The following is a 17,789-nucleotide window of genomic DNA, read 5'->3' as shown; positions in this document are numbered from 1 at the left end:
TCCTAGTGGTGCCGCGTCGGGCTGGCTTCCACAAGGGCGTGCCTGTCAGCAGGCTCTAAGCCGGCGGCGTGTAGCCCTTCGGCAGCCGGGCACGCTCGATCTGCGAGAGATCGCAGGCGACATCCACCATCGCCGAGAAGTCGTTCTGGCCGTAGCCGCGGGCGCGGGCCTGGGAGAAAGCCTCCCGAGCCGCCGCCGCGACGGGCAGCGGTACGCGCGCGCTGTTCGCCGCCTGGATGATCAGCGTCAGGTCCTTGTGGGCGAGATCGATGGAGAAGCCGGGCTCCGTGTCGCCCGCCAGAACCTTGTTCGGCCAGTTGACCTTGAGCTGGCCGTTGGTCGCCGTGGTGCCGTAGAGCACGTCCAGCGTCTTCGCGAGATCCAGCCCGAAGCGCTGCGACAGCGACAGGGCCTCGGCATTGAGCTGGCAGAGGATGATGGCGAGGTAGTTGTTGACGAGCTTCATCCGGGTGCCGGCGCCGGGACCGCCGGAATGGTGGATCGTCGTGCCCATGGCCTGAAGCAAAGGCAGGGCGCGCTGGTAATCGGCATCGTCGGCGCCGACCATGAACAGGCTCTGCCCCCGGTCGGCATGCCAGGCGAGGCGCCCGACCGGTGCATCCACGGCCGACATGCCGCGCCGACGCGTTTCGTCATGCAGCTTGTCGGTCGTCTCCGGGTCGATGGTCGACATGTCGATGATGAGGGTGCCGGGCCGTGCATGGTCGAGCACGCCGCCGGGCGCGAGGACGACCTCGCCCACCTCCTTGCCCGTCGGCAGCATGGTGACGACGATGTCGCAGGACGCGGCGATCTCGGCGGGCGTGCCGCGCTTCGCGCCGAGGGCCTCCAGCGCCGCCACCGGCGCCGCGACCACGTCGTGCACCATCAGCGAAAAGCCCTTGGTCTGCAGGTTCGAGGCCATGCCCCGTCCCATCTTTCCCAGTCCGATGAATCCGACCGTCATGCCTGTCCTCCCGATTGTCAGTCTTGTTTCTCCGCGGGCGCGGCGTCATGGTCCGCCCCTCGCAAGGGAAGGGGAGCCTATCCAGCCCATGAACGCCGCGCATCCTCATGCTTTGCATGCCTCGCCCGCCGGCTGGCCGGGCGACATCTTCTCTGCCCTGAAAGCGGCCCGTGTCCGGCAGGTCGCCTATGTGCCCGATGGCGGCCATGCCGACCTGATCCGCGCCGTCCATGCGGACCCGGCGATGATCGGCATTCCGCTGACCACCGAGGAGGAGGGCATCGCGCTGGTCTCCGGCGCCTGGCTCGGCGGCGACCGCGCCTGCCTGCTCATGCAGTCCTCGGGCGTCGGCAATTGCATCAACATGCTGTCGCTGGTCCGCAACATGGGCGGACCCTTCCTCACCTTCGTGACGATGCGCGGCGAATGGGGCGAGTTCAATCCGTGGCAGGTTCCCATGGGAACCAGCACGCCCGACGCCTTCCGGCTGATGGGCGTGCATGTGCTCAGGGCCGACAGGCCCGAGGAGGTTGGTCCCGCCACAGCCGCCGGCATCCGCATGGCCTATGAGGGCGGCAGCGCCGTCGCTGTTCTCCTCGCCCAGCAGCTCATCGGTGCCAAGGTCTTCGTGAGATGAGCCAGTCCGTGAACCGCCTCGACCGCCGCGCCGTCGTCGCCCGCCTGCTGAAGGACCGCGGCGAGGCCATCGTCGTCACCGGGCTTGGATCGCCGACCTATGACGTCGCCGCCTGCGGCGACCACGATCGCAACGTCTATCTCTGGGGCGCCATGGGCGGTTGCGCCGTGATGGCCCTCGGGATCGCGCTCGCCCGGCCCGAAACCCCGGTCATCGCCGTCACCGGTGACGGCGAGATGCTGATGGGTGTCGGCTCCTTCGCCACCATCGCCATGCAGGCGCCGAAGAACCTCACCGTCGTCATCCTGGATAACGGCCTCTACGGCGAGACCGGCGGGCAGGCGAGCCACACTTTGGTCGCCGATCTCGCCGGCATTGCCGGCGCCTCCGGGATTGCCGATTCCCGGGCCATCGACGCCATGGGCGATGTCGAGGGGCTCGCGACCCGCGCGACCGCGCTCGGCAACGGCCCCTGCGTCGCGGTGGTCAGGATCGGCCAGGCCGAACTCGAGCGTGTGCTGCCGACCCGTGACGGGCATGCCGTCCGCGCCCGCGTGCGCCAATCCCTGGGGCTGTCGATCGACTGATGTTCTCCGCTGAGGAACTCGAGCGCTATGCCCGCCACATCGTCCTGCGCGAGGTCGGCGGGCCAGGCCAGCAGAAGCTGAAGGCCGCCCGCGTCCTGGTGATCGGCGCCGGCGGTCTCGGCGCGCCGCTGCTGCTTTATCTGGCAGCGGCCGGCGTCGGCACCATCGGTATCGTCGACGATGACGGCGTGGCGCTGTCGAACCTTCAGCGGCAGGTCATCCACCGCACCGAGGATGTCGACATCCTCAAGACCGAGAGCGCGGCCAATGCCATCCGCCGGCTCAACCCCCATGTCGAGGTGGTGTCCCACATCACCCGGCTGACGGCGGCGAATGCCCGCGATCTCGTCCGCGGCTACGACATCGTCGCCGACGGCTCCGACAATTTCGCCACCCGCTATGCGGTCTCCGACGCCTGTTTCCATGAGGGCAAGCCGCTGGTGACGGCGGCGGTCGGCACCTTCGACGCGACGCTCACGACTCTGCGCCCGCACGAGAACGACGGCGAGGGCCGCCCGAACCCGACCTATAGCTGCCTGTTCCCCGACGCGCCGCCGCCGGGAACCGTGCCCTCCTGCCAGGAGGCCGGCATTCTCGGCGCGCTGACCGGCATCGTCGGTTCGATGATGGCGCTGGAGGTCATCCGCGAGATCGTTGGTTTCGGCGAGGGCCTCGTCGGCCGCCTGCTGATGATCGACACCCGCGCCATGCGTTTCGAGACGGTGCGCTACCGCTGGGACCCGGAGAACCCGCTGAACGGGCAGGACGCCTGAGGCTGGATCACCCGCGCGTGCCTCAATATTCGGCGTAGATCTCGATGATATTGTCTTCCGGGTCGCGGAAGAACAGCGTGCGGTGGCGCCAGGCCGGAAGGTCGGTGGGCGCCCGCAGGATCGTCACGCCCCTCGCGACCAGCTCGGTATGGCAGGCATCGACCGCCGGCGGCGGCACGCGGAAGGCGAGCTGGACGGCGGCCGATCCCGCCACGGCCGGGCCGTCGTCGCAGACCGACCAGGGTCCGCGCGGCCGCAGCGACAAAAGCGCCGATCCGACGCGAAAACTGACCCAGGTCGGATGGTCCGTCTCGATCGGAAACCCCATCACGTCGCGATAGAAGGCGCGCGTATCGGCCAGCCGGACACAGAGCAGGACCGTGTGGTCGAGATTGCGAATGGCGGAAAGGCTCATGGCGCCTCACAGCATCGAGGGCAGCACGCGGTCCGGCGGCTTGTGGCCGTCCATGAAGGCCTTGATGTTGACGATGACCTTGTCGCCCATGTCGATGCGGCCCTCGATGGTGGCCGAGCCCATATGCGGCAGCAGCACCACCTTGCCCGCCTTGGCGAGTTTGATCAGCCGCGGATTGACCGCAGGCTCGCTCTCGAACACGTCGAGGCCGGCGCCGGCGAGATCGCCCGCTTCGATCATCCGTGTGAGCGCTACCTCGTCGATGATCTCGCCGCGCGCCGTGTTGACGACGAAGGCCTCCTTCTTGAGGAGCTTCAGCCGCCGCGCCGACAACAGGTGGTAGGTCGCCGGGGTATGCGGGCAGTTGACCGAGATGATGTCCATGCGGGCGAGCATCTGGTCGAGGCTCTCCCAATAGGTCGCGTCCAACGCCTGTTCGGTTTTCTCGGGCAGGCGCCGGCGGTTGTGATAGTGGATCTGCATGCCGAAAGCGGCAGCGCGGCGGGCGAGCGCCTGGCCGATCCGGCCCATGCCGACGATGCCGAGGCGCTTGCCGTGGATGCGCTTGCCGAGCATCCAGGTCGGGGTCCACCCCATCCATTCGCCGTGTTCCAGCACTTCGAGCCCTTCGGCGAGGCGGCGCGGCACGGCGAGGATCAGCGCCATGGTCATGTCGGCCGTGTCCTCGGTGAGGACACCCGGCGTATTCGTCACGGTGATGCCGCGCTGGATCGCGGTGGCGACATCGATATTGTCGACGCCGTTGCCGAACTGCGCGATGAGGCGCAGCTGCGGGCCCGCCTGCGACAGCAGGGCCGCGTCGATCCGGTCGGTGACGGTCGGTACCAGGACCTCCGCCGTCTTCATCGCGGCGACAAGATCGGCCTGGCTCATCGGCTTGTCGTCGACGTTGAGGCGCGTCTCGAAGAGCTCGCGCATCCGCGTCTCGATGCTGTCCGGCAGTTTCCTCGTCACGACGACGAGCGGTTTCTTGCGGTTCGGCATACCCCAACCTCTGGAATTCTCGTGAGCCGCCCTGCAACGGATCACCCGGCCGGTTGATTCCGGCCGGCCATCAAGCCTGTCTTAACCCTGAACGGCGACAATGACTTCCGGCACGACCTGTCTACCAGAAGGGTCGCGCCAGACAAAGCCGTCGGTCCCCTCTCGTGACCCGTCTTTCGAAGGGGCCGGCGACGGTGTGGTGCGTTTCGGATGCCAGTGGGTTGCGTATGAGTGCTTTTCGCCTGAGAGCGGTGCCGGCCGCCATTGCGGTCGTCATTGCGGCCGTCCTGGCCGGCGCACCGACCAGCGCCTACGCCGAGGTCACCGGGTCGCTCGGCTCGCAGACCCGTCTCCCGGTTCCCCGCTTCGTCAGCCTGAAACTGGAACGCGTCAACGCGCGGATGGGGCCGACGCGCGAACACCAGGTGGTCTGGATCTATCAGCGCTCCGGCCTGCCGGTGGAGGTCACCGCCGAATTCGACAACTGGCGCCGCATCCGCGACCATGACGGCACCGAGACCTGGGTCTTCCATTCCATGCTTTCGGGGCGGCGCACCGGCATCGTCATGCCGCGCGGCAACTCCGACGACCTCGTTTCGCTGATGAATCGTCCGGGTGGCGACCGGGTCGTCGCGCGGCTCGAGCCGAAGGTCCAGGGAATGGTCCGCGCCTGCAACGGCACCTGGTGCCGCATCACCGGCCAGGGCTTCGACGGCTGGATCGAGCAGACGCGCCTCTGGGGCGTTTATCCCAACGAGAAGGTGGAGTGAGGCGGCGGCGGGTTCTAGGCTGACGGGTGAACCGCAGGACGCCGCCATGACTGAAGCCGAACTCCCTGAAGCCGACCGCCCCAGCCGCCTTGCCCGCCCGGCCTTCGTCGCCCGTTTCGGCGGTGTCTTCGAACATTCGCCGTGGATCGCGGAAGGCGCCGTCGACGCCGGCCTCACCGCGGACCACGACACGGCCGAGGGCCTGCATGCGGCGATGGTCGCCGTCATGCGCGCTGCCGGCGACCCGGCGAAGCTCGCCCTGATCCGCGCCCATCCGGACCTTGCCGGCAAGCTCGCCGCGGCCGGTCGGCTCACCGCTGAATCGACCGGCGAGCAGGCCTCCGCCGGGCTCGACAGGCTGACGGACGACGAGCGGGCGACCTTCACCCGGCTCAACGACGCCTACAAGGCGCGCTTCGGTTTTCCCTTCATCATCGCAGTGAAAGGGAAGACCAAGGACGAGATTCGCGCCGCCTTCGAGGCGCGGCTCGGCCATGATGCCGCCGCCGAATTCGCCGAGGCGCTGCGCCAGGTCGAGCGCATCGCCCTGCTGCGGTTGAAGGACCTGCTGCCCTGAGGGGGTCGGCCGCGACATCCTCGTCATGCCCGGCCTTGTGCCGGCCATGGTGGAGCGGGCGGCGTGAGCCGGGAACCCGCCCGGACCCCTCATCCACCGATCACCCGGTCCAGCACGGCCCGTGCCCGCGCTTCGACCGTCGAACGTGCCACGTGCCGGCCGCCGTCCACCACTCGCCGTCCCCCGACATAGACCTCCCGCAGCGCACCGGCCGAAGGCCCGAAAATCCACGAATCGAGAACCGCGTCGTCGCCACGGCCGGCAAAGGCGATGTGCCCGGCGTCGAGCACGACGAAGTCGGCCGGCGCGCCGACCGTGATCCCCGCCGGGCGGAGACCCAGCGCCTGGGCGCCGCCTGCGAGGCAGTCCTCGAACAGGGAGCGCCCGGTGGAGGCGCCACGATCCGCCATCGCCGTGCGCCGCCGGGTGGCGAAGCGCTGCGCATATTCCAGCATCGACAGCTCGCCGCTGGCGGAGATCGCGACGTTGGAATCGGTTCCGACACCGAATCGGCCGCCGCGCCCGCGGAAATCGACCCCGTCGAACAGGCCGTCGCCGAGATTGGCCTCGGTGACCGGGCAGAGCCCGACCACGGAGCCCGCTTCCGCCATGATCCGCCGCTCGGCCGCGTCGGCATGGGTGGCATGGATGAGGCACCAGCGCTCCGACAGCGCGACCGTGTCAGCGAGAAGCGCGATGGGGCGCGTCCCATGCGCGGCGAGGCAGTCCTCGACTTCCCGGACCTGCTCGGAGACGTGGATGTGCAGGGGACCTTCCGGGAAGGCGGCCACCAGGGCCGTCAGCTCGTGCCGCGTCACCGCCCTCAGCGAATGCGGGGCGATGCCGAATTGGCCGCGGGCATAGCTGCCGGCGGCGGCGCGGGCGCCCTCCGCCACACGGGAGAACAGGTCGAGGTCGCAGATGAAGCGCCGCTGGCCCTCGCCGGGGGGCAGGCCGCCGAAGCCGGAATGGGCGTAGAAGACCGGCAGCATGGTGATGCCGAGGCCTGTCGCCTCCGCCGCTCCGATGCAGCGCCGGGCGAGTTCGGCAGGGTCCGCATAGGGTCGGCCGTCGCGGCCGTGGTGGAGGTAGTGGAACTCGCCGACGGTCGTGAACCCCGCCTCCAGCATCTCGACATAGGCGAGGGCGGCGATGGCCTCGACATCCTCGGGCTCCAGCGCCAGGGCGAATCGATACATCCAGTCGCGCCAGGTCCAGAAGGAATCCTCGCCCGTGCCGGCCACCTCGGTCAGCCCCGCCATGCCGCGCTGGAAGGCATGGGAATGGAGGTTCGGCAGGCCCGGCAGGACGATGCCGCCGAGGCGCGCCGCGCCCGCAGCGGCGGGCCCCTCGGTAATCGCGGCAATGCGTCCATCGGGCCCGACCGCCACGGTCACGTTGTCGCGCCAGCCCATCGGGGTCAGCGCCCTGTCCAGATGGAGCTTGTCCATCGCCGTCTCCATGCTACGGTTTTTCGCCTAGCATTGTTGGGCGAGGAATACGACGTGCCGAGAGCATCCCATGCGCGTTGATCGTCTCTATCGCGACGCGCGGCTGGCCACCATGGCCGGAACCGGTGCGGATCAGGGCCTCGGCCTCATCGAGGACGGCGTCGTCGCGACCGAGGGCGGTCGCATCGTCTATGTCGGTGCGCGCGCCGACGCGCCGCGGCTCGACCCGAAAGAGACCATCCGCTGCGAGGGCCGCTGGATGACCCCGGGCCTGGTCGACTGCCACACCCATCTGGTCTATGCCGGCAGCCGCGCCCATGAATTCGAGCTGCGGCTGCAGGGCGCCAGCTACGAGGAGATCGCCCGCTCCGGCGGCGGCATCGTCTCCACCGTCAAGGCGACGCGGGCGGCGAAACCCCGCGATCTCGCCGACGAAAGCCTGCCCCGCCTCGATGCGCTCATCGCCGAGGGGGTGACGACGGTCGAGATCAAGTCCGGCTACGGCCTCGACCTGGACACCGAGGAGAAGCAGCTCAAGGTCGCCCGGTCGCTCGCCGACAAGCGCGATGTCGGTGTGGTCACCACCTTCCTCGGCGCCCATGCGCTGCCGCCCGAGGCGAACGGCGACAAGGCGGCCTATCTCGACCTCGTCTGCCACAAGATGATCCCCGCCATCGCCCATCACGGGCTCGCCGATGCGGTCGACGCCTTCTGCGAGGGCATCGCCTTCTCACCCGAGGAGACCGCCCGCGTCTTCGCCGCGGCCGCTTCCCATGGCCTGCCGGTCAAGCTCCATGCCGACCAGCTCTCCAACCTGCATGGTGCGAGGCTTGCCGCCGATCATGGCGCGCTCTCGGCCGATCACCTCGAATATACCGACGAGGAGGGCGCGGCCGCCATGGCGAAGGCCGGCACCGTGGCCGTGCTGCTGCCGGGCGCCTTCTACTTCATCCGCGAGACCCGTGTGCCGCCCGTGGAAGCCTTCCGCCGCAACGGCACGGCGATGGCGCTGGCCACCGACTGCAATCCCGGCTCCTCGCCGCTGACCTCGCCGCTTCTGACCATGAACATGGGCGCGACCCTGTTCCGCATGACCGTGGCGGAATGCCTCCTCGGCTTCACCCGCAACGCGGCGAAGGCGCTGGGGCGCGACGATATCGGGGCTCTGGAACCGGGTCGGCGCGCCGATCTCTGCCTCTGGTCGGTGGAGCGCCTCGCCGAACTGGTCTACCGGATCGGTTTCAATCCGCTCTTCGCCCGCTACAGAGGCGCCTGATGACCGCTTTCATCCGCGCCGGGGGGAACGCCCTCGGCTTCTGGCGTCAGATTGCCGCCGGGGCCACGCCCGGCCTCGACCCCGCGACGCAGGACGCCATCGCTCATGGCCACGCCCTGCTCCTCTCCAAGGCACGCGGCAACGATGCCGTCTATGGCGTCAATACCGGCTTCGGCAAGCTGGCCAGCGTCCGGATTCCGGCGGAGAAACTGGCGCAGCTTCAGGTCAACATCGTCCGCTCGCACCAGGCGGGCATGGGCGAGCCGCTGGAAGAGCCGATCGTCCGGCTGGTTCTGGCGCTGAAGGCGGCGAGCCTGGCCCATGGCGCCTCCGGCGTGCAGCCGGCGACAGTCGATCTCCTCGTCGCCATGCTGCGGGAGGGCGTCCTGCCGGTCATTCCGGCGCAGGGGTCGGTCGGCGCCTCCGGTGATCTCGCCCCGCTCGCCCATATGGCGGCGGTGCTGATCGGCGAGGGCGAGGCGGTCTGGCGCGGCGCGCGCATGACCGGCGGTGAGGCGCTGGCCAAGGCCGGGCTGACGCCCGTCGTCCTCGGCCCCAAGGAGGGCCTCGCTCTCCTCAACGGCACCCAGGTCTCCACGGCCCTGGCGCTGCACGGCCTCTTCCTCATCGAGAACGCCTTCGCCGCCGCCCTCGTCACGGGGGCGCTCTCGACCGACGCCATCGCCGGTTCCGACACGCCTTTCGACGCGCGCATCCACACGCTGCGCGGCCAGCCCGGCCAGATCGCCGTCGCCGCCGTGCTGCGCGCCCTGATGGAGGGCAGCGAGATCCGCCGGTCGCACCTCGCCGACGATCCCCGCGTGCAGGACCCCTATTCCATCCGCTGCCAGCCGCAGGTGATGGGTGCCGCCCTCGACGTCATCCGCTCGGCTCAGGCCATGCTTCTGCACGAGGCGAACGGCGTCACCGACAATCCCCTGGTGATGTCCGACAACGGCGACGTGCTCTCCGGCGGCAATTTCCACGCCGAACCCGTGGCCTTCGCCGCCGACATGCTGGCGCTCGCCGCCTGCGAGGTCGGCAATCTCGCCCAGCGCCGCTGCGCCATGTTGGTGGACCCGGTCCTTTCCGGCCTGCCGGCCTTCCTCGTCCGCGAACCGGGGCTCAATTCCGGCTTCATGATCGCCGAGGTGGCGAGCGCGGCGCTGGCCTCGGAGAACCGCCAGAAGGCGGCGCCGGCCGTCACCGACACGATCCCGACCTCGGCGAACCAGGAGGACCACGTCTCCATGGCGACCCACGGCGCCCGCCGTCTCGGGCCGATGGCCGAGAACCTCTGCCGCATCATCGGCATCGAGGCGCTGATGGCGGCGCAAGGCATCGACATGCGGGCGCCGCTGGCCACCAGCCCGCTGCTGAAGAAGGCCCAAGCCGCCATCCGCGCCACGGCACCGGTCCTCGACGTCGACCGGCCGCTTTCGGCGGAGATGGAGCGCGCCGCCCGCCTCGTCGCCACCGGCGGGCTGACGACGCCCTTCGGCCATGTCGTGGAGCGGCTGTTCGGAGACATGGCATGAACCCCGTCACCGTCATTCCGGGCGATGGCCCGCTCGTCCTCGGCCAGCCCCATGTCGGCACCATGATCCCGCCGGAGGTCTCGGTCGCGCTGAACGATCTCGGCCGCTCGGTGCCGGACACCGACTGGTGGCTCGACCGGCTCTATGCCGGCATCGCCGCGCGAACCGGCGCGACCGTCATCCGCCAGAACCTGTCGCGCTTCGTCATCGACGTGAACCGCGACCCCTCAGGCGTCTCGCTCTATCCCGGGCAGAACACCACGACGCTGTGCCCGACCGCGACCTTCGATGCCGAACCCATCTACCGCGATGGCCAGGTGCCGGACGACGCCGAGATCGGCCGCCGCCGGCGCCTCTATTTCGCGCCCTTCCATGCCGCCATGGCCGCAGCCATCGAGACGGCGCGGATCCGTCACGGTTATTGCGTGCTCTACGACTGCCATTCGATCCGGTCGGTCGTCCCCAACCTTTTCCCGGGCACGCTGCCGGTCTTAAACATCGGCACCAATGGCGGCCTCTCATGCGCCCCCGCGCTCCGCGACGCCGCGATCCGGGTGGCGGGGGCCTCCGACCTGACCTTCGTCGCCGACGGGCGCTTCAAGGGCGGCTGGATCACCCGCCACTACGGCGCGCCTGACCGCCACGTCCACGCCGTGCAGATGGAGCTGGCGCAATCTGCCTACATGGCCGAGGCGCCACCCTGGACCTATGAGGAGACCGTCGCGGCGAAGACGGAAGCCGTCCTCGACCGGATCGTCGCCGCGATCCTCGCCGCCGCTGCCACTCTGGAGGCCCGCCCATGACGACCCGTCTCGACAATTCGCGCCTCATCCGGGCGCCGCGCGGCCTGGAAATGTCGGCCAAGACCTGGGGCGCTGAAGCGGCGCTCCGCATGCTGATGAACAATCTCGACCCCGAGGTCGCCGAACGTCCGAACGAGCTGGTCGTCTACGGCGGCATCGGCCGCGCCGCGCGCGACTGGGAGAGCTTCGACCGCATCGTCGCCTCGCTGCGGTCGTTGGAGGCGGACGAGACGCTGCTCATCCAGTCCGGCAAGCCGGTCGGCATCTTCCGCACCCACACGGATGCCCCGCGCGTCCTCCTCGCCAATTCCAACCTCGTCCCGGGCTGGGCGACCTGGGACCACTTCCACCACCTCGATAAGCTCGGGCTGATGATGTACGGCCAGATGACGGCCGGCTCCTGGATCTACATCGGCAGCCAGGGCATCGTTCAGGGCACCTACGAGACCTTCGCCGAGGTTGCCCGCCGGCATTTCGGCGGCTCGCTCAAGGGCAAGTGGATCCTCACCGGCGGCCTCGGCGGCATGGGCGGCGCCCAGCCGCTCGCCGCCACCATGGCGGGGGCCTCGATGATCGCGGTGGAGTGCCAGCCGAGCCGTATCGAGATGCGGCTGAAGACGCGCTATCTCGACGCCGAGGCACGGACCATCGACGAGGCGCTGGAGATCGTCGAGCGTTCCCACATGGCGGGCAGGCCGATCTCGGTCGGCCTCCTCGGCAATGCCGCCGAGATCTTCCCCGAGATGGTCGCCCGCGGCATCCGCCCTGATGTCGTGACCGACCAGACCTCGGCCCATGACCCGCTCAACGGCTACCTGCCGGCCGGCTGGAGCCTCGCCCATTGGGAAGAGGCACGCGAGCGTGACCCGAAAGCGGTGGAGGTCGCCGCCAAGCAATCCATGGCGACCCATGTCCGCGCCATGCTCGACTTCCACCGCATGGGCGTGCCGACCCTCGACTACGGCAACAACATCCGCCAGATGGCGAAGGATATGGGCGTCACTGATGCCTTCGACTTCCCCGGCTTCGTGCCGGCCTATATCCGCCCGCTCTTCTGCCGCGGCATCGGCCCCTTCCGCTGGGCCTCGCTCACCGGCGACCCGGAGGACATCGCGAAGACGGACGCCAAGGTGAAGGCGCTGATCCCCGACGATCCGCACCTCCACAACTGGCTCGACATGGCCAAGGAGCGCATCCAGTTCCAGGGCCTGCCGGCTCGCATCTGCTGGGTCGGCCTCGGCGACCGCCACCGCCTCGGCCTCGCCTTCAACGAAATGGTGGCCAGGGGCGAGATCGGGCCGGTCGTCATTGGCCGCGACCATCTCGATTCCGGCTCCGTCGCCTCGCCCAACCGCGAGACCGAGGCGATGAAGGACGGGTCTGATGCCGTCTCCGACTGGCCGCTGCTCAACGCGCTGCTCAACACGGCCTCGGGCGCCACCTGGGTGTCGCTGCACCATGGCGGCGGCGTCGGCATGGGCTATTCGCAGCATTCCGGCGTCGTCATCGTCGCGGATGGCACGCCGGAGGCCGCGGCGCGACTCGGCCGGGTGCTGTGGAACGACCCTGGCACCGGCGTCATGCGCCATGCCGATGCCGGCTACGACATCGCGGTGGATTGCGCGCGGGAGAAGGGGCTCAAGCTGCCGGCGCTCGGCATCGGGGTGTGAGGCGAGGGCGCTGAAGAGATGGCCCCACCCTTACCCTCCCCTGGTGCGCTCCGCTTTAAGGGGAGGGGGACCACAGCGTCCCGTTGGATCGGCTACGGTCGAGCCAGGCCCAGCCGGTCGAAACCCCGCGCGAGGTCATAGTCTCCCTCCCCTCGCCAGAGGGGAGGGTTAAGGGTGGGGCTTTTTTGAACCCCTACCCCTCGTAACGTCCCACGATCGAGATCGAGCAGACATTCTGGTGCGGGAAGCCACCGAGATTGTGGGTCAGCCCCAGTCGCGGCATGTCCTGGCGCTGCCGCTCGCCGGCCCGGCCCTGCATCTGCAGGTACATCTCGTAGATCATCCGGAGGCCCGAGGCGCCGATCGGGTGGCCGAAGCATTTCAGGCCGCCGTCGATCTGGCAGGGCATGGTGCCGTCGGCGTCGTAGAACCCGTCGAGGATGTCGTGGATGGCCCGGCCCTCGGCGGAGATGTGGAGGTCCTCCATGGTAACGAGTTCGGTCACCGAGAAGCAGTCGTGCACCTCGATCAGGCTGATTTCCTCGCGCGGCTTCGCGATGCCCGCCTCCTGATAGGCGCGGGTGGCGGCGATCCGGGTGGTGGCGAAATAGCTGCCGTCCCAGGAATTGTGCTGGGCCTCGGTACCGTTCGACACCGAAACCTGCAGCGCCTTGACCGAGACGAGGTCCTTCTTGCCGAGGCTGCGGGCGATCTCCGGCGTCGTCACGATGGCGCAGGCCGCCCCGTCCGACACGCCGCAGCAGTCATAGAGCCCCAGCGGTTCGGCGATCATCGGCGAATTCAGCACCGTGTCGATGGTGATCTTGTTGCGCAGATGCGCCTTGGCGTTGCGACCGCCATTGTCGTGGCTCTTGACCGAGACATGGGCCATGGCCCGCTTCAGGTCCCCCGGCGCCGAGCCGTGCTTGGCGCGGTAGGCGGCGGCGAGCTGGGCGAAATAGCCGGGCGCCGAGGCGTTCGGCCAGGTCATGTTGGGCAACGTGCCGCGGCCGCGCTGCGGCAGGCCGCCATAGCCGGTGTCCTTCAGCTTCTCGACCCCGAGGGCGAGCGCGATGTCGGCAGCGCCGGAGGCCACCGCATAGACCGCGCCGCGGAAGGCCTCCGTGCCGGTGGCGCAGAAATTCTCCACCCGCGTCACCGGGATGTAGGGCAGCCGCAGCGCCACGGCGAGCGGCACGGCCGACTTGCCGACATGCTGCTCCTCGATGGCGGTGCCGAGCCAGGCGGCGTCGATCTGCTTGGTCTCGATGCCTGCGTCGCCCAATGCCTCGACATAGGCCTCGACCATCAGGTCTTCGGCGTTCATGTCCCAGCGCTCGCCGAACTTCGAGCAGCCCATGCCGAGAATGGCGACCTTGTCGCGAATGCCTTTGGGCATGGTCAGGTCCTCCCTGTTGCGGCCGGCGCCGCCTTCCAGAAATAGCGGCGGAAGCCGCGCTGGCTGTCGATGTCCTTGACGCGGAACATCATCCGCATGGGCTGACCGACGGAGAGATCCTTCTCGTCCACGTCGGTGAAGTCCATCATCCAGCGCCCGCCCTCCTCGAACTGGATCATGCCGTAGCAGGCTGGCGGATCGGGCGAATAGGTCAGGCGGTCGGCCGTGTAGGAATTGATCCTGCCGGTCTTGGCGGCGAAGGGCTCGGGCACCTGGGTGTCGATGGCGGTGCAGTTGGGGTTGACGCAGACCCGCGTCTTCGGGAACTGCAGCGTGCCGCACTTCGAGCACTTGCCGCCGACGAAGGACGTCACCGTCGCCCGGTTGCGCCAGAGCGCCGAGAGGGCGGTCTGCTTGTCGGCTTCGGCGCGCATGCCGCGCTCGAGCTCCACCGTGTCGTTGAAGGCGAGGAACTTCGCGTAGTTGCTCTCCTCCTTGCGGCGGGTGAGATGCCCCTGCACGCCCAGCCGGGCCGGCAGATCGGCGATGGCGTCGGTCACCTCGAACAGCAGGACGTCGGCGCCCTGGCCGAAGCCGACGACCATGATCCGGTCGCCCGGCTTCGCCTTTTCCAGCGCCGCCACCAGCATGACCAGCGGATGGGCCGCACCCGTCTCGCCGCAGACGGCGTGCAGGTTGTCGGCGACGGCGGCTTCGGCGATGCCGGCGGCCTTGGCCACGGTCTGGGCGACCCTGGCGAGCACGGCCGGCATGCAGAAGCGCGTCACGGCTTCGGGCGCGAGGCCGGCCTTGGCGAGGCAGGCCTTGATGACCGGCGGCACCAGCGGCATGTAGCCGGCATCGCGGATCCAGCGCTCCTCCCACTGGTAGTCGAACTCCGATTCCGGCGTGCGGTAGTGGTCGACGAAATCGGCGGTGCGGGTGGCCGCGGCGAGCAGCGTCGCGACCGGCCGGCCCTCGCCGACGAGCACGGCCGCGGCGCCGTCGCCGGCAGCCATTTCGAGCGGGCTCGCGGCTTTCACCGTCCGGTTTTCTGCGGCGAGGACCAGTGTCGCCGGGCCGCCGCGCAGGGCACTGGCGAGGGCCGTGGTCGCGGCGCGCTGGGTCTGGCCGGCATCGCCGGCGGCGAGGTCCTGCCCGAGATTCAGAGCCTCGGCGACGACGCCCGAATTCAGCCTGTCGAGGAAGGGAAAGGTGGTCGAGGCGAGACACAGCGCCTCGACGCGGGTCGCGTCCTGGCCCGTGAGACAGTCGCGCGCCGCCTCCACCGCCATGGTGACGGCGTCCTCGTCCCAGTTGGCGATGGCGCGCTCGCCCTTTCCCTGGCCCTTGAGCGCGGCGTTGAACCAGCCATGGGCGTCGGCGATGGCTTTGCGCTGCAGGCGCAGGCGCGGGATATAGGCGCCGTAGGCGAGAATTCCGAAGGTCATCAGGTCAGATCCCGATCGTTGCGGGCTGGAAAAGGATCGCGGCCGCCGCGCCGTACACCTCTCCCCGGCGGGGAGAGGTCGACCGAAGGTCGGGTGAGGGGGCAAAGTTCCGTTCAGCCTCTCTCCCCCTCCCCCGCCTCGCGAAGCTCGGCGACCTCTCCCCGCCGGGGAGAGGTGCGCGGCGGGACCGCAGGGCTTGCTCGCCGTCCATCACACCGGATCCCATGAGAAGATGTCGGCCGAGCGGTCGAGCGGGTAGAAGGACGACTTCAGCGCCGGCATGGCGTGGCTGGCCAGACTGTCGCAGGTCCAGCCGCCGTCGCGATGGACCGAGCGGATCGGCCGTGACTGGCCCATCAGCACGATCTCGTTCATGCGCACCGCGAAGATCTGGCCGGTCACGTCCTTCGCCCGGTCCGAGGCGAGGAAGGCCGTCAGCGGCGCCACCTTTTCGGGTCCCATGGCCTGCAGGCGGGCGACCCGCGCCTTCTCCGCCTCGGTCTCGGTCGGGATCGTGCCGATGAGGCGGCTCCAGGCAAAGGGCGAGACACAGTTCGAGCGCACGTTGAAGCGCGCCATGTCCAGGGCGATGGACTTCGACAGGCCGACGATGCCGAGCTTGGCCGCGGCATAATTGGCCTGGCCGTAATTGCCGATGAGGCCTGAGGTCGAGGTGAAATGGACGAAGGCGCCGCTCGTCTGTTCGCGGAAGATGCGGGCGGCGGCATGGGAGACGTAGAAGGTGCCCATCAGGTGCACCTTGATGACCAGTTCGAAGTCCGCGACGCTCATCTTGTGGAAGATGGCGTCGCGCAGGATGCCGGCATTGTTGATGACCGCATCGAGGCCGCCGAAGGCATCCACCGCGGTCTTGATGATGGCATTGGCCGAAGCGGCCTCGGCGACGCTGTCGAAACTGGCGACGGCCTGGCCACCCGCCTTGCGGATCTCGTCGACCACCTCTTCGGCCGGCGTGGCGCTGGCGCCCGAACCGTCGGCGGCGCCGCCGAGATCATTCACCACCACCTTGGCCCCCTCGGCGGCGGCAGTCAGCGCGATCTCGCGGCCGATGCCCCGGCCCGCGCCCGTGACGATGACGACCTTGCCGTCCAGTGCGCCCGTGCCCGCCATGCTGATCCTCTTCTCCAAGTCCCGTTCTCGCCTGATCGGCGACCGTGGCGGCACCATAGTCCGATCGTCAATTGCACGAAATCCCGTTTCATTCGCCGAAACGCCTGTCTTAGGATAGAGGCTCGCCGCGGGGCTTCGAGCCGCCGCGCCCGGATCAGGAGAAGCGCGCCATGACCGCCACCGCCGCCTATTACAAGGAAGAGCATCACCTCTTCCGTGACGCCTGCCGCCGCTTCATCGCCGAGGAGATCGCCCCTCACCACGCGCGCTGGGAAAAGGAAGGCGTCGTCGATCGAGAGGCCTGGTTGAAGGCGGGCGCGGCCGGCATGCTGCTCACCAACATTCCCGAGGCCTATGGCGGCGGCGGCGCGGACTTCCTGACCAGCGCCATCATGATCGAGGAGATGATGGGCCATGTCTTCACCGGCCCGGGCTTCCGCCTGCACTCCGACATCGTCGCCCCCTATATCCTCAATAACGCCTCCGAGGACCTGAAGCGTCACTGGCTGCCGAAAATGGCCTCGGGCGAGGCCATCGGCGCGCTCGCCATGACCGAGCCGGGGGCGGGCTCCGACGTCCAGGCCATCCGCACCACGGCGATCCGCGACGGCAACCACTATGTCGTCAACGGCCAGAAGACCTTCATCACCAACGGCCAGCTCGCCGACTTCATCCTCGTCGCCGCCAAGACCGACCCGAAGGAAGGCGCCAAGGGCGTCAGCCTCATCCTGGTCGAGGCCGACCGCGAGGGCTTCAAGCGCGGCCGCAACCTCGAGAAGATCGGCCTGAAGGCGCAGGACACCTCCGAGCTCTTCTTCGACAATGTCCGCGTGCCGGCCACCAACATCATCGGCGAGGAGGGTCGCGGCTTCGCCTACATGATGACCGAGCTGCCGCGCGAGCGCCTGCTGGTCGCCATCTCCGCCGTCGCGGTGATGGAATCGGCGCTGCGCTGGACCGTCGACTACACCCGCGAGCGCAAGGCCTTCGGCAAGACCGTCGCCGATTTCCAGAACACCCGCTTCAAGCTGGCGGAGGTGAAGACCGAGGTCACCGTCGCCCGCGTCTTCCTCGACGACTGCATCTCGAAATTCCTGCGCGGCGAACTCGACGTCACCACCGCCGCCATGGCCAAGTGGTGGCTGACCGAGTTGCAGGGCCGTGTCGTCGACACCTGCCTGCAATTGCACGGCGGCTACGGCTTCATGTGGGAATATCCGATCGCCCGCGCCTATGCCGACAGCCGCATCCAGCGCATCTATGCCGGCACCACCGAGATCATGAAGGAGATCGTCGCCCGCTCGCTGTGAGTGGCGGCGAACCATCGCTGCATTGTCAT

16 protein-coding genes and 1 pseudogene are annotated in these 17,789 nt (G+C 68.9%); 10 read left to right on the top strand and 7 right to left on the bottom strand.

What is annotated here, in order from left to right; genetic code table 11:
* Positions 1-55: 55 nt before the first annotated feature.
* Positions 56-967 carry an NAD(P)-dependent oxidoreductase gene (locus Q8O26_RS05900; protein WP_305574434.1) on the bottom strand — a complete coding sequence of 304 codons (912 nt, stop codon included), beginning with the start codon at positions 965-967 and terminating at the stop codon, positions 56-58.
* An 88-nt stretch (positions 968-1,055) separates the two neighbouring features.
* Between Q8O26_RS05900 and Q8O26_RS05895 the strand changes: the two genes are divergently transcribed.
* From Q8O26_RS05895 to Q8O26_RS05885, 3 genes are read left to right on the top strand one after another with little or no spacing between them, the layout of a single operon-like run.
* A complete protein-coding gene (locus Q8O26_RS05895; protein WP_305574432.1) occupies positions 1,056-1,604 on the top strand; it encodes a phosphonopyruvate decarboxylase in 549 nt (182 codons plus the stop codon).
* Entirely contained in the window at positions 1,601-2,191 is a 591-nt protein-coding gene (locus Q8O26_RS05890; RefSeq protein WP_305574430.1) for a thiamine pyrophosphate-dependent enzyme, read from the top strand. The genes Q8O26_RS05895 and Q8O26_RS05890 overlap by 4 nt, the downstream gene beginning before the upstream one ends.
* Positions 2,191-2,964, top strand: a complete 774-nt coding sequence (locus Q8O26_RS05885; protein ID WP_305574428.1) for a molybdopterin-synthase adenylyltransferase MoeB — start codon at positions 2,191-2,193, stop codon at positions 2,962-2,964. Before Q8O26_RS05890 ends, Q8O26_RS05885 begins: the two co-directional genes overlap by 1 nt.
* Positions 2,965-2,986: 22 nt before the next feature.
* Here the strand turns inward: Q8O26_RS05885 and Q8O26_RS05880 are convergent, their stop codons facing one another.
* Together Q8O26_RS05880 and Q8O26_RS05875 are read right to left on the bottom strand one after the other, a co-directional pair.
* Positions 2,987-3,379 carry a VOC family protein gene (locus Q8O26_RS05880; protein WP_305574426.1) on the bottom strand — a complete coding sequence of 131 codons (393 nt, stop codon included), beginning with the start codon at positions 3,377-3,379 and terminating at the stop codon, positions 2,987-2,989.
* A 6-nt stretch (positions 3,380-3,385) separates the two neighbouring features.
* Positions 3,386-4,384: a D-glycerate dehydrogenase gene (locus Q8O26_RS05875; RefSeq protein ID WP_305574424.1), complete on the bottom strand. Its 999-nt coding sequence runs from the start codon at positions 4,382-4,384 to the stop codon at positions 3,386-3,388.
* 227 nt (positions 4,385-4,611) lie between these two features.
* Here Q8O26_RS05875 and Q8O26_RS05870 point away from each other — a divergent pair, with 227 nt between their 5' ends.
* Together Q8O26_RS05870 and uraD are read left to right on the top strand one after the other, a co-directional pair.
* Complete coding sequence (locus Q8O26_RS05870; protein WP_305574422.1) at positions 4,612-5,154, top strand: SH3 domain-containing protein; 543 nt, start codon at positions 4,612-4,614, stop codon at positions 5,152-5,154.
* Positions 5,155-5,218: 64 nt separating this feature from the next.
* Positions 5,219-5,731 (top strand): annotated as a pseudogene (gene uraD, locus Q8O26_RS05865) (2-oxo-4-hydroxy-4-carboxy-5-ureidoimidazoline decarboxylase); the annotation flags it as partial.
* An 89-nt stretch (positions 5,732-5,820) separates the two neighbouring features.
* Here the strand turns inward: uraD and Q8O26_RS05860 are convergent.
* Positions 5,821-7,182: a formimidoylglutamate deiminase gene (locus tag Q8O26_RS05860; RefSeq protein WP_305574420.1), complete on the bottom strand. Its 1,362-nt coding sequence runs from the start codon at positions 7,180-7,182 to the stop codon at positions 5,821-5,823.
* A 70-nt stretch (positions 7,183-7,252) separates the two neighbouring features.
* Between Q8O26_RS05860 and hutI the strand changes: the two genes are divergently transcribed.
* From hutI to hutU, 4 genes are read left to right on the top strand one after another with little or no spacing between them, the layout of a single operon-like run.
* A complete protein-coding gene (hutI, locus tag Q8O26_RS05855) occupies positions 7,253-8,458 on the top strand; it encodes an imidazolonepropionase (protein ID WP_305574418.1) in 1,206 nt (401 codons plus the stop codon).
* Positions 8,455-9,996 carry a histidine ammonia-lyase gene (hutH, locus tag Q8O26_RS05850; RefSeq protein WP_371134469.1) on the top strand — a complete coding sequence of 514 codons (1,542 nt, stop codon included), beginning with the start codon at positions 8,455-8,457 and terminating at the stop codon, positions 9,994-9,996. Before hutI ends, hutH begins: the two co-directional genes overlap by 4 nt.
* A complete protein-coding gene (gene hutG, locus Q8O26_RS05845) occupies positions 9,993-10,799 on the top strand; it encodes an N-formylglutamate deformylase (RefSeq protein WP_305574415.1) in 807 nt (268 codons plus the stop codon). Before hutH ends, hutG begins: the two co-directional genes overlap by 4 nt.
* Complete coding sequence (gene hutU / locus Q8O26_RS05840; RefSeq protein WP_305574413.1) at positions 10,796-12,469, top strand: urocanate hydratase; 1,674 nt, start codon at positions 10,796-10,798, stop codon at positions 12,467-12,469. The genes hutG and hutU overlap by 4 nt, the downstream gene beginning before the upstream one ends.
* A gap of 193 nt (positions 12,470-12,662) precedes the next feature.
* On the opposite strand, the gene Q8O26_RS05835 is transcribed toward hutU, so the two are convergent.
* The 3 genes from Q8O26_RS05835 to Q8O26_RS05825 all read right to left on the bottom strand — a co-directional run bounded on the left by Q8O26_RS05835 (position 12,663) and on the right by Q8O26_RS05825 (position 16,450).
* Positions 12,663-13,868, bottom strand: a complete 1,206-nt coding sequence (locus Q8O26_RS05835) for an acetyl-CoA acetyltransferase (RefSeq protein WP_305574411.1) — start codon at positions 13,866-13,868, stop codon at positions 12,663-12,665.
* A gap of 2 nt (positions 13,869-13,870) precedes the next feature.
* Positions 13,871-15,319 carry a 3-oxoacyl-[acyl-carrier-protein] synthase III C-terminal domain-containing protein gene (locus Q8O26_RS05830; protein WP_305574409.1) on the bottom strand — a complete coding sequence of 483 codons (1,449 nt, stop codon included), beginning with the start codon at positions 15,317-15,319 and terminating at the stop codon, positions 13,871-13,873.
* Between the two features lie 210 nt (positions 15,320-15,529).
* On the bottom strand, positions 15,530-16,450 hold the full coding sequence (locus Q8O26_RS05825) for an SDR family oxidoreductase (RefSeq protein WP_305574407.1): 921 nt from the start codon (positions 16,448-16,450) through the stop codon (positions 15,530-15,532).
* A 170-nt stretch (positions 16,451-16,620) separates the two neighbouring features.
* Between Q8O26_RS05825 and Q8O26_RS05820 the strand changes: the two genes are divergently transcribed.
* Positions 16,621-17,760, top strand: a complete 1,140-nt coding sequence (locus tag Q8O26_RS05820) for an acyl-CoA dehydrogenase family protein (RefSeq protein WP_305574405.1) — start codon at positions 16,621-16,623, stop codon at positions 17,758-17,760.
* The last annotated feature ends 29 nt before the right edge of the window (positions 17,761-17,789 follow it).

Source organism: Phreatobacter sp. (assembly GCF_030691135.1).
GTDB lineage: Bacteria > Pseudomonadota > Alphaproteobacteria > Rhizobiales > Phreatobacteraceae > Phreatobacter.
This window is presented reverse-complemented; position numbering and strand designations above follow the sequence as displayed.

Excerpts from the sequence above, each read along its gene's own strand:
- Q8O26_RS05835 (WP_305574411.1), bottom strand. The coding sequence starts at position 13,868 with ATGCCCAAAGGCATTCGCGACAAGGTCGCCATTCTCGGCATGGGCTGC.
- Q8O26_RS05885 (WP_305574428.1), top strand. The coding sequence starts at position 2,191 with ATGTTCTCCGCTGAGGAACTCGAGCGCTATGCCCGCCACATCGTCCTG.
- Q8O26_RS05900 (WP_305574434.1), bottom strand. The coding sequence starts at position 967 with ATGACGGTCGGATTCATCGGACTGGGAAAGATGGGACGGGGCATGGCC.
- hutI (WP_305574418.1), top strand. The coding sequence starts at position 7,253 with ATGCGCGTTGATCGTCTCTATCGCGACGCGCGGCTGGCCACCATGGCC.
- Q8O26_RS05890 (WP_305574430.1), top strand. The coding sequence starts at position 1,601 with ATGAGCCAGTCCGTGAACCGCCTCGACCGCCGCGCCGTCGTCGCCCGC.
- hutU (WP_305574413.1), top strand. The coding sequence starts at position 10,796 with ATGACGACCCGTCTCGACAATTCGCGCCTCATCCGGGCGCCGCGCGGC.
- Q8O26_RS05870 (WP_305574422.1), top strand. The coding sequence starts at position 4,612 with ATGAGTGCTTTTCGCCTGAGAGCGGTGCCGGCCGCCATTGCGGTCGTC.
- hutG (WP_305574415.1), top strand. The coding sequence starts at position 9,993 with ATGAACCCCGTCACCGTCATTCCGGGCGATGGCCCGCTCGTCCTCGGC.
- Q8O26_RS05830 (WP_305574409.1), bottom strand. The coding sequence starts at position 15,319 with ATGACCTTCGGAATTCTCGCCTACGGCGCCTATATCCCGCGCCTGCGC.
- Q8O26_RS05875 (WP_305574424.1), bottom strand. The coding sequence starts at position 4,384 with ATGCCGAACCGCAAGAAACCGCTCGTCGTCGTGACGAGGAAACTGCCG.
- Q8O26_RS05860 (WP_305574420.1), bottom strand. The coding sequence starts at position 7,182 with ATGGACAAGCTCCATCTGGACAGGGCGCTGACCCCGATGGGCTGGCGC.
- Q8O26_RS05820 (WP_305574405.1), top strand. The coding sequence starts at position 16,621 with ATGACCGCCACCGCCGCCTATTACAAGGAAGAGCATCACCTCTTCCGT.
- Q8O26_RS05825 (WP_305574407.1), bottom strand. The coding sequence starts at position 16,450 with ATGGCGGGCACGGGCGCACTGGACGGCAAGGTCGTCATCGTCACGGGC.
- Q8O26_RS05895 (WP_305574432.1), top strand. The coding sequence starts at position 1,056 with ATGAACGCCGCGCATCCTCATGCTTTGCATGCCTCGCCCGCCGGCTGG.
- Q8O26_RS05880 (WP_305574426.1), bottom strand. The coding sequence starts at position 3,379 with ATGAGCCTTTCCGCCATTCGCAATCTCGACCACACGGTCCTGCTCTGT.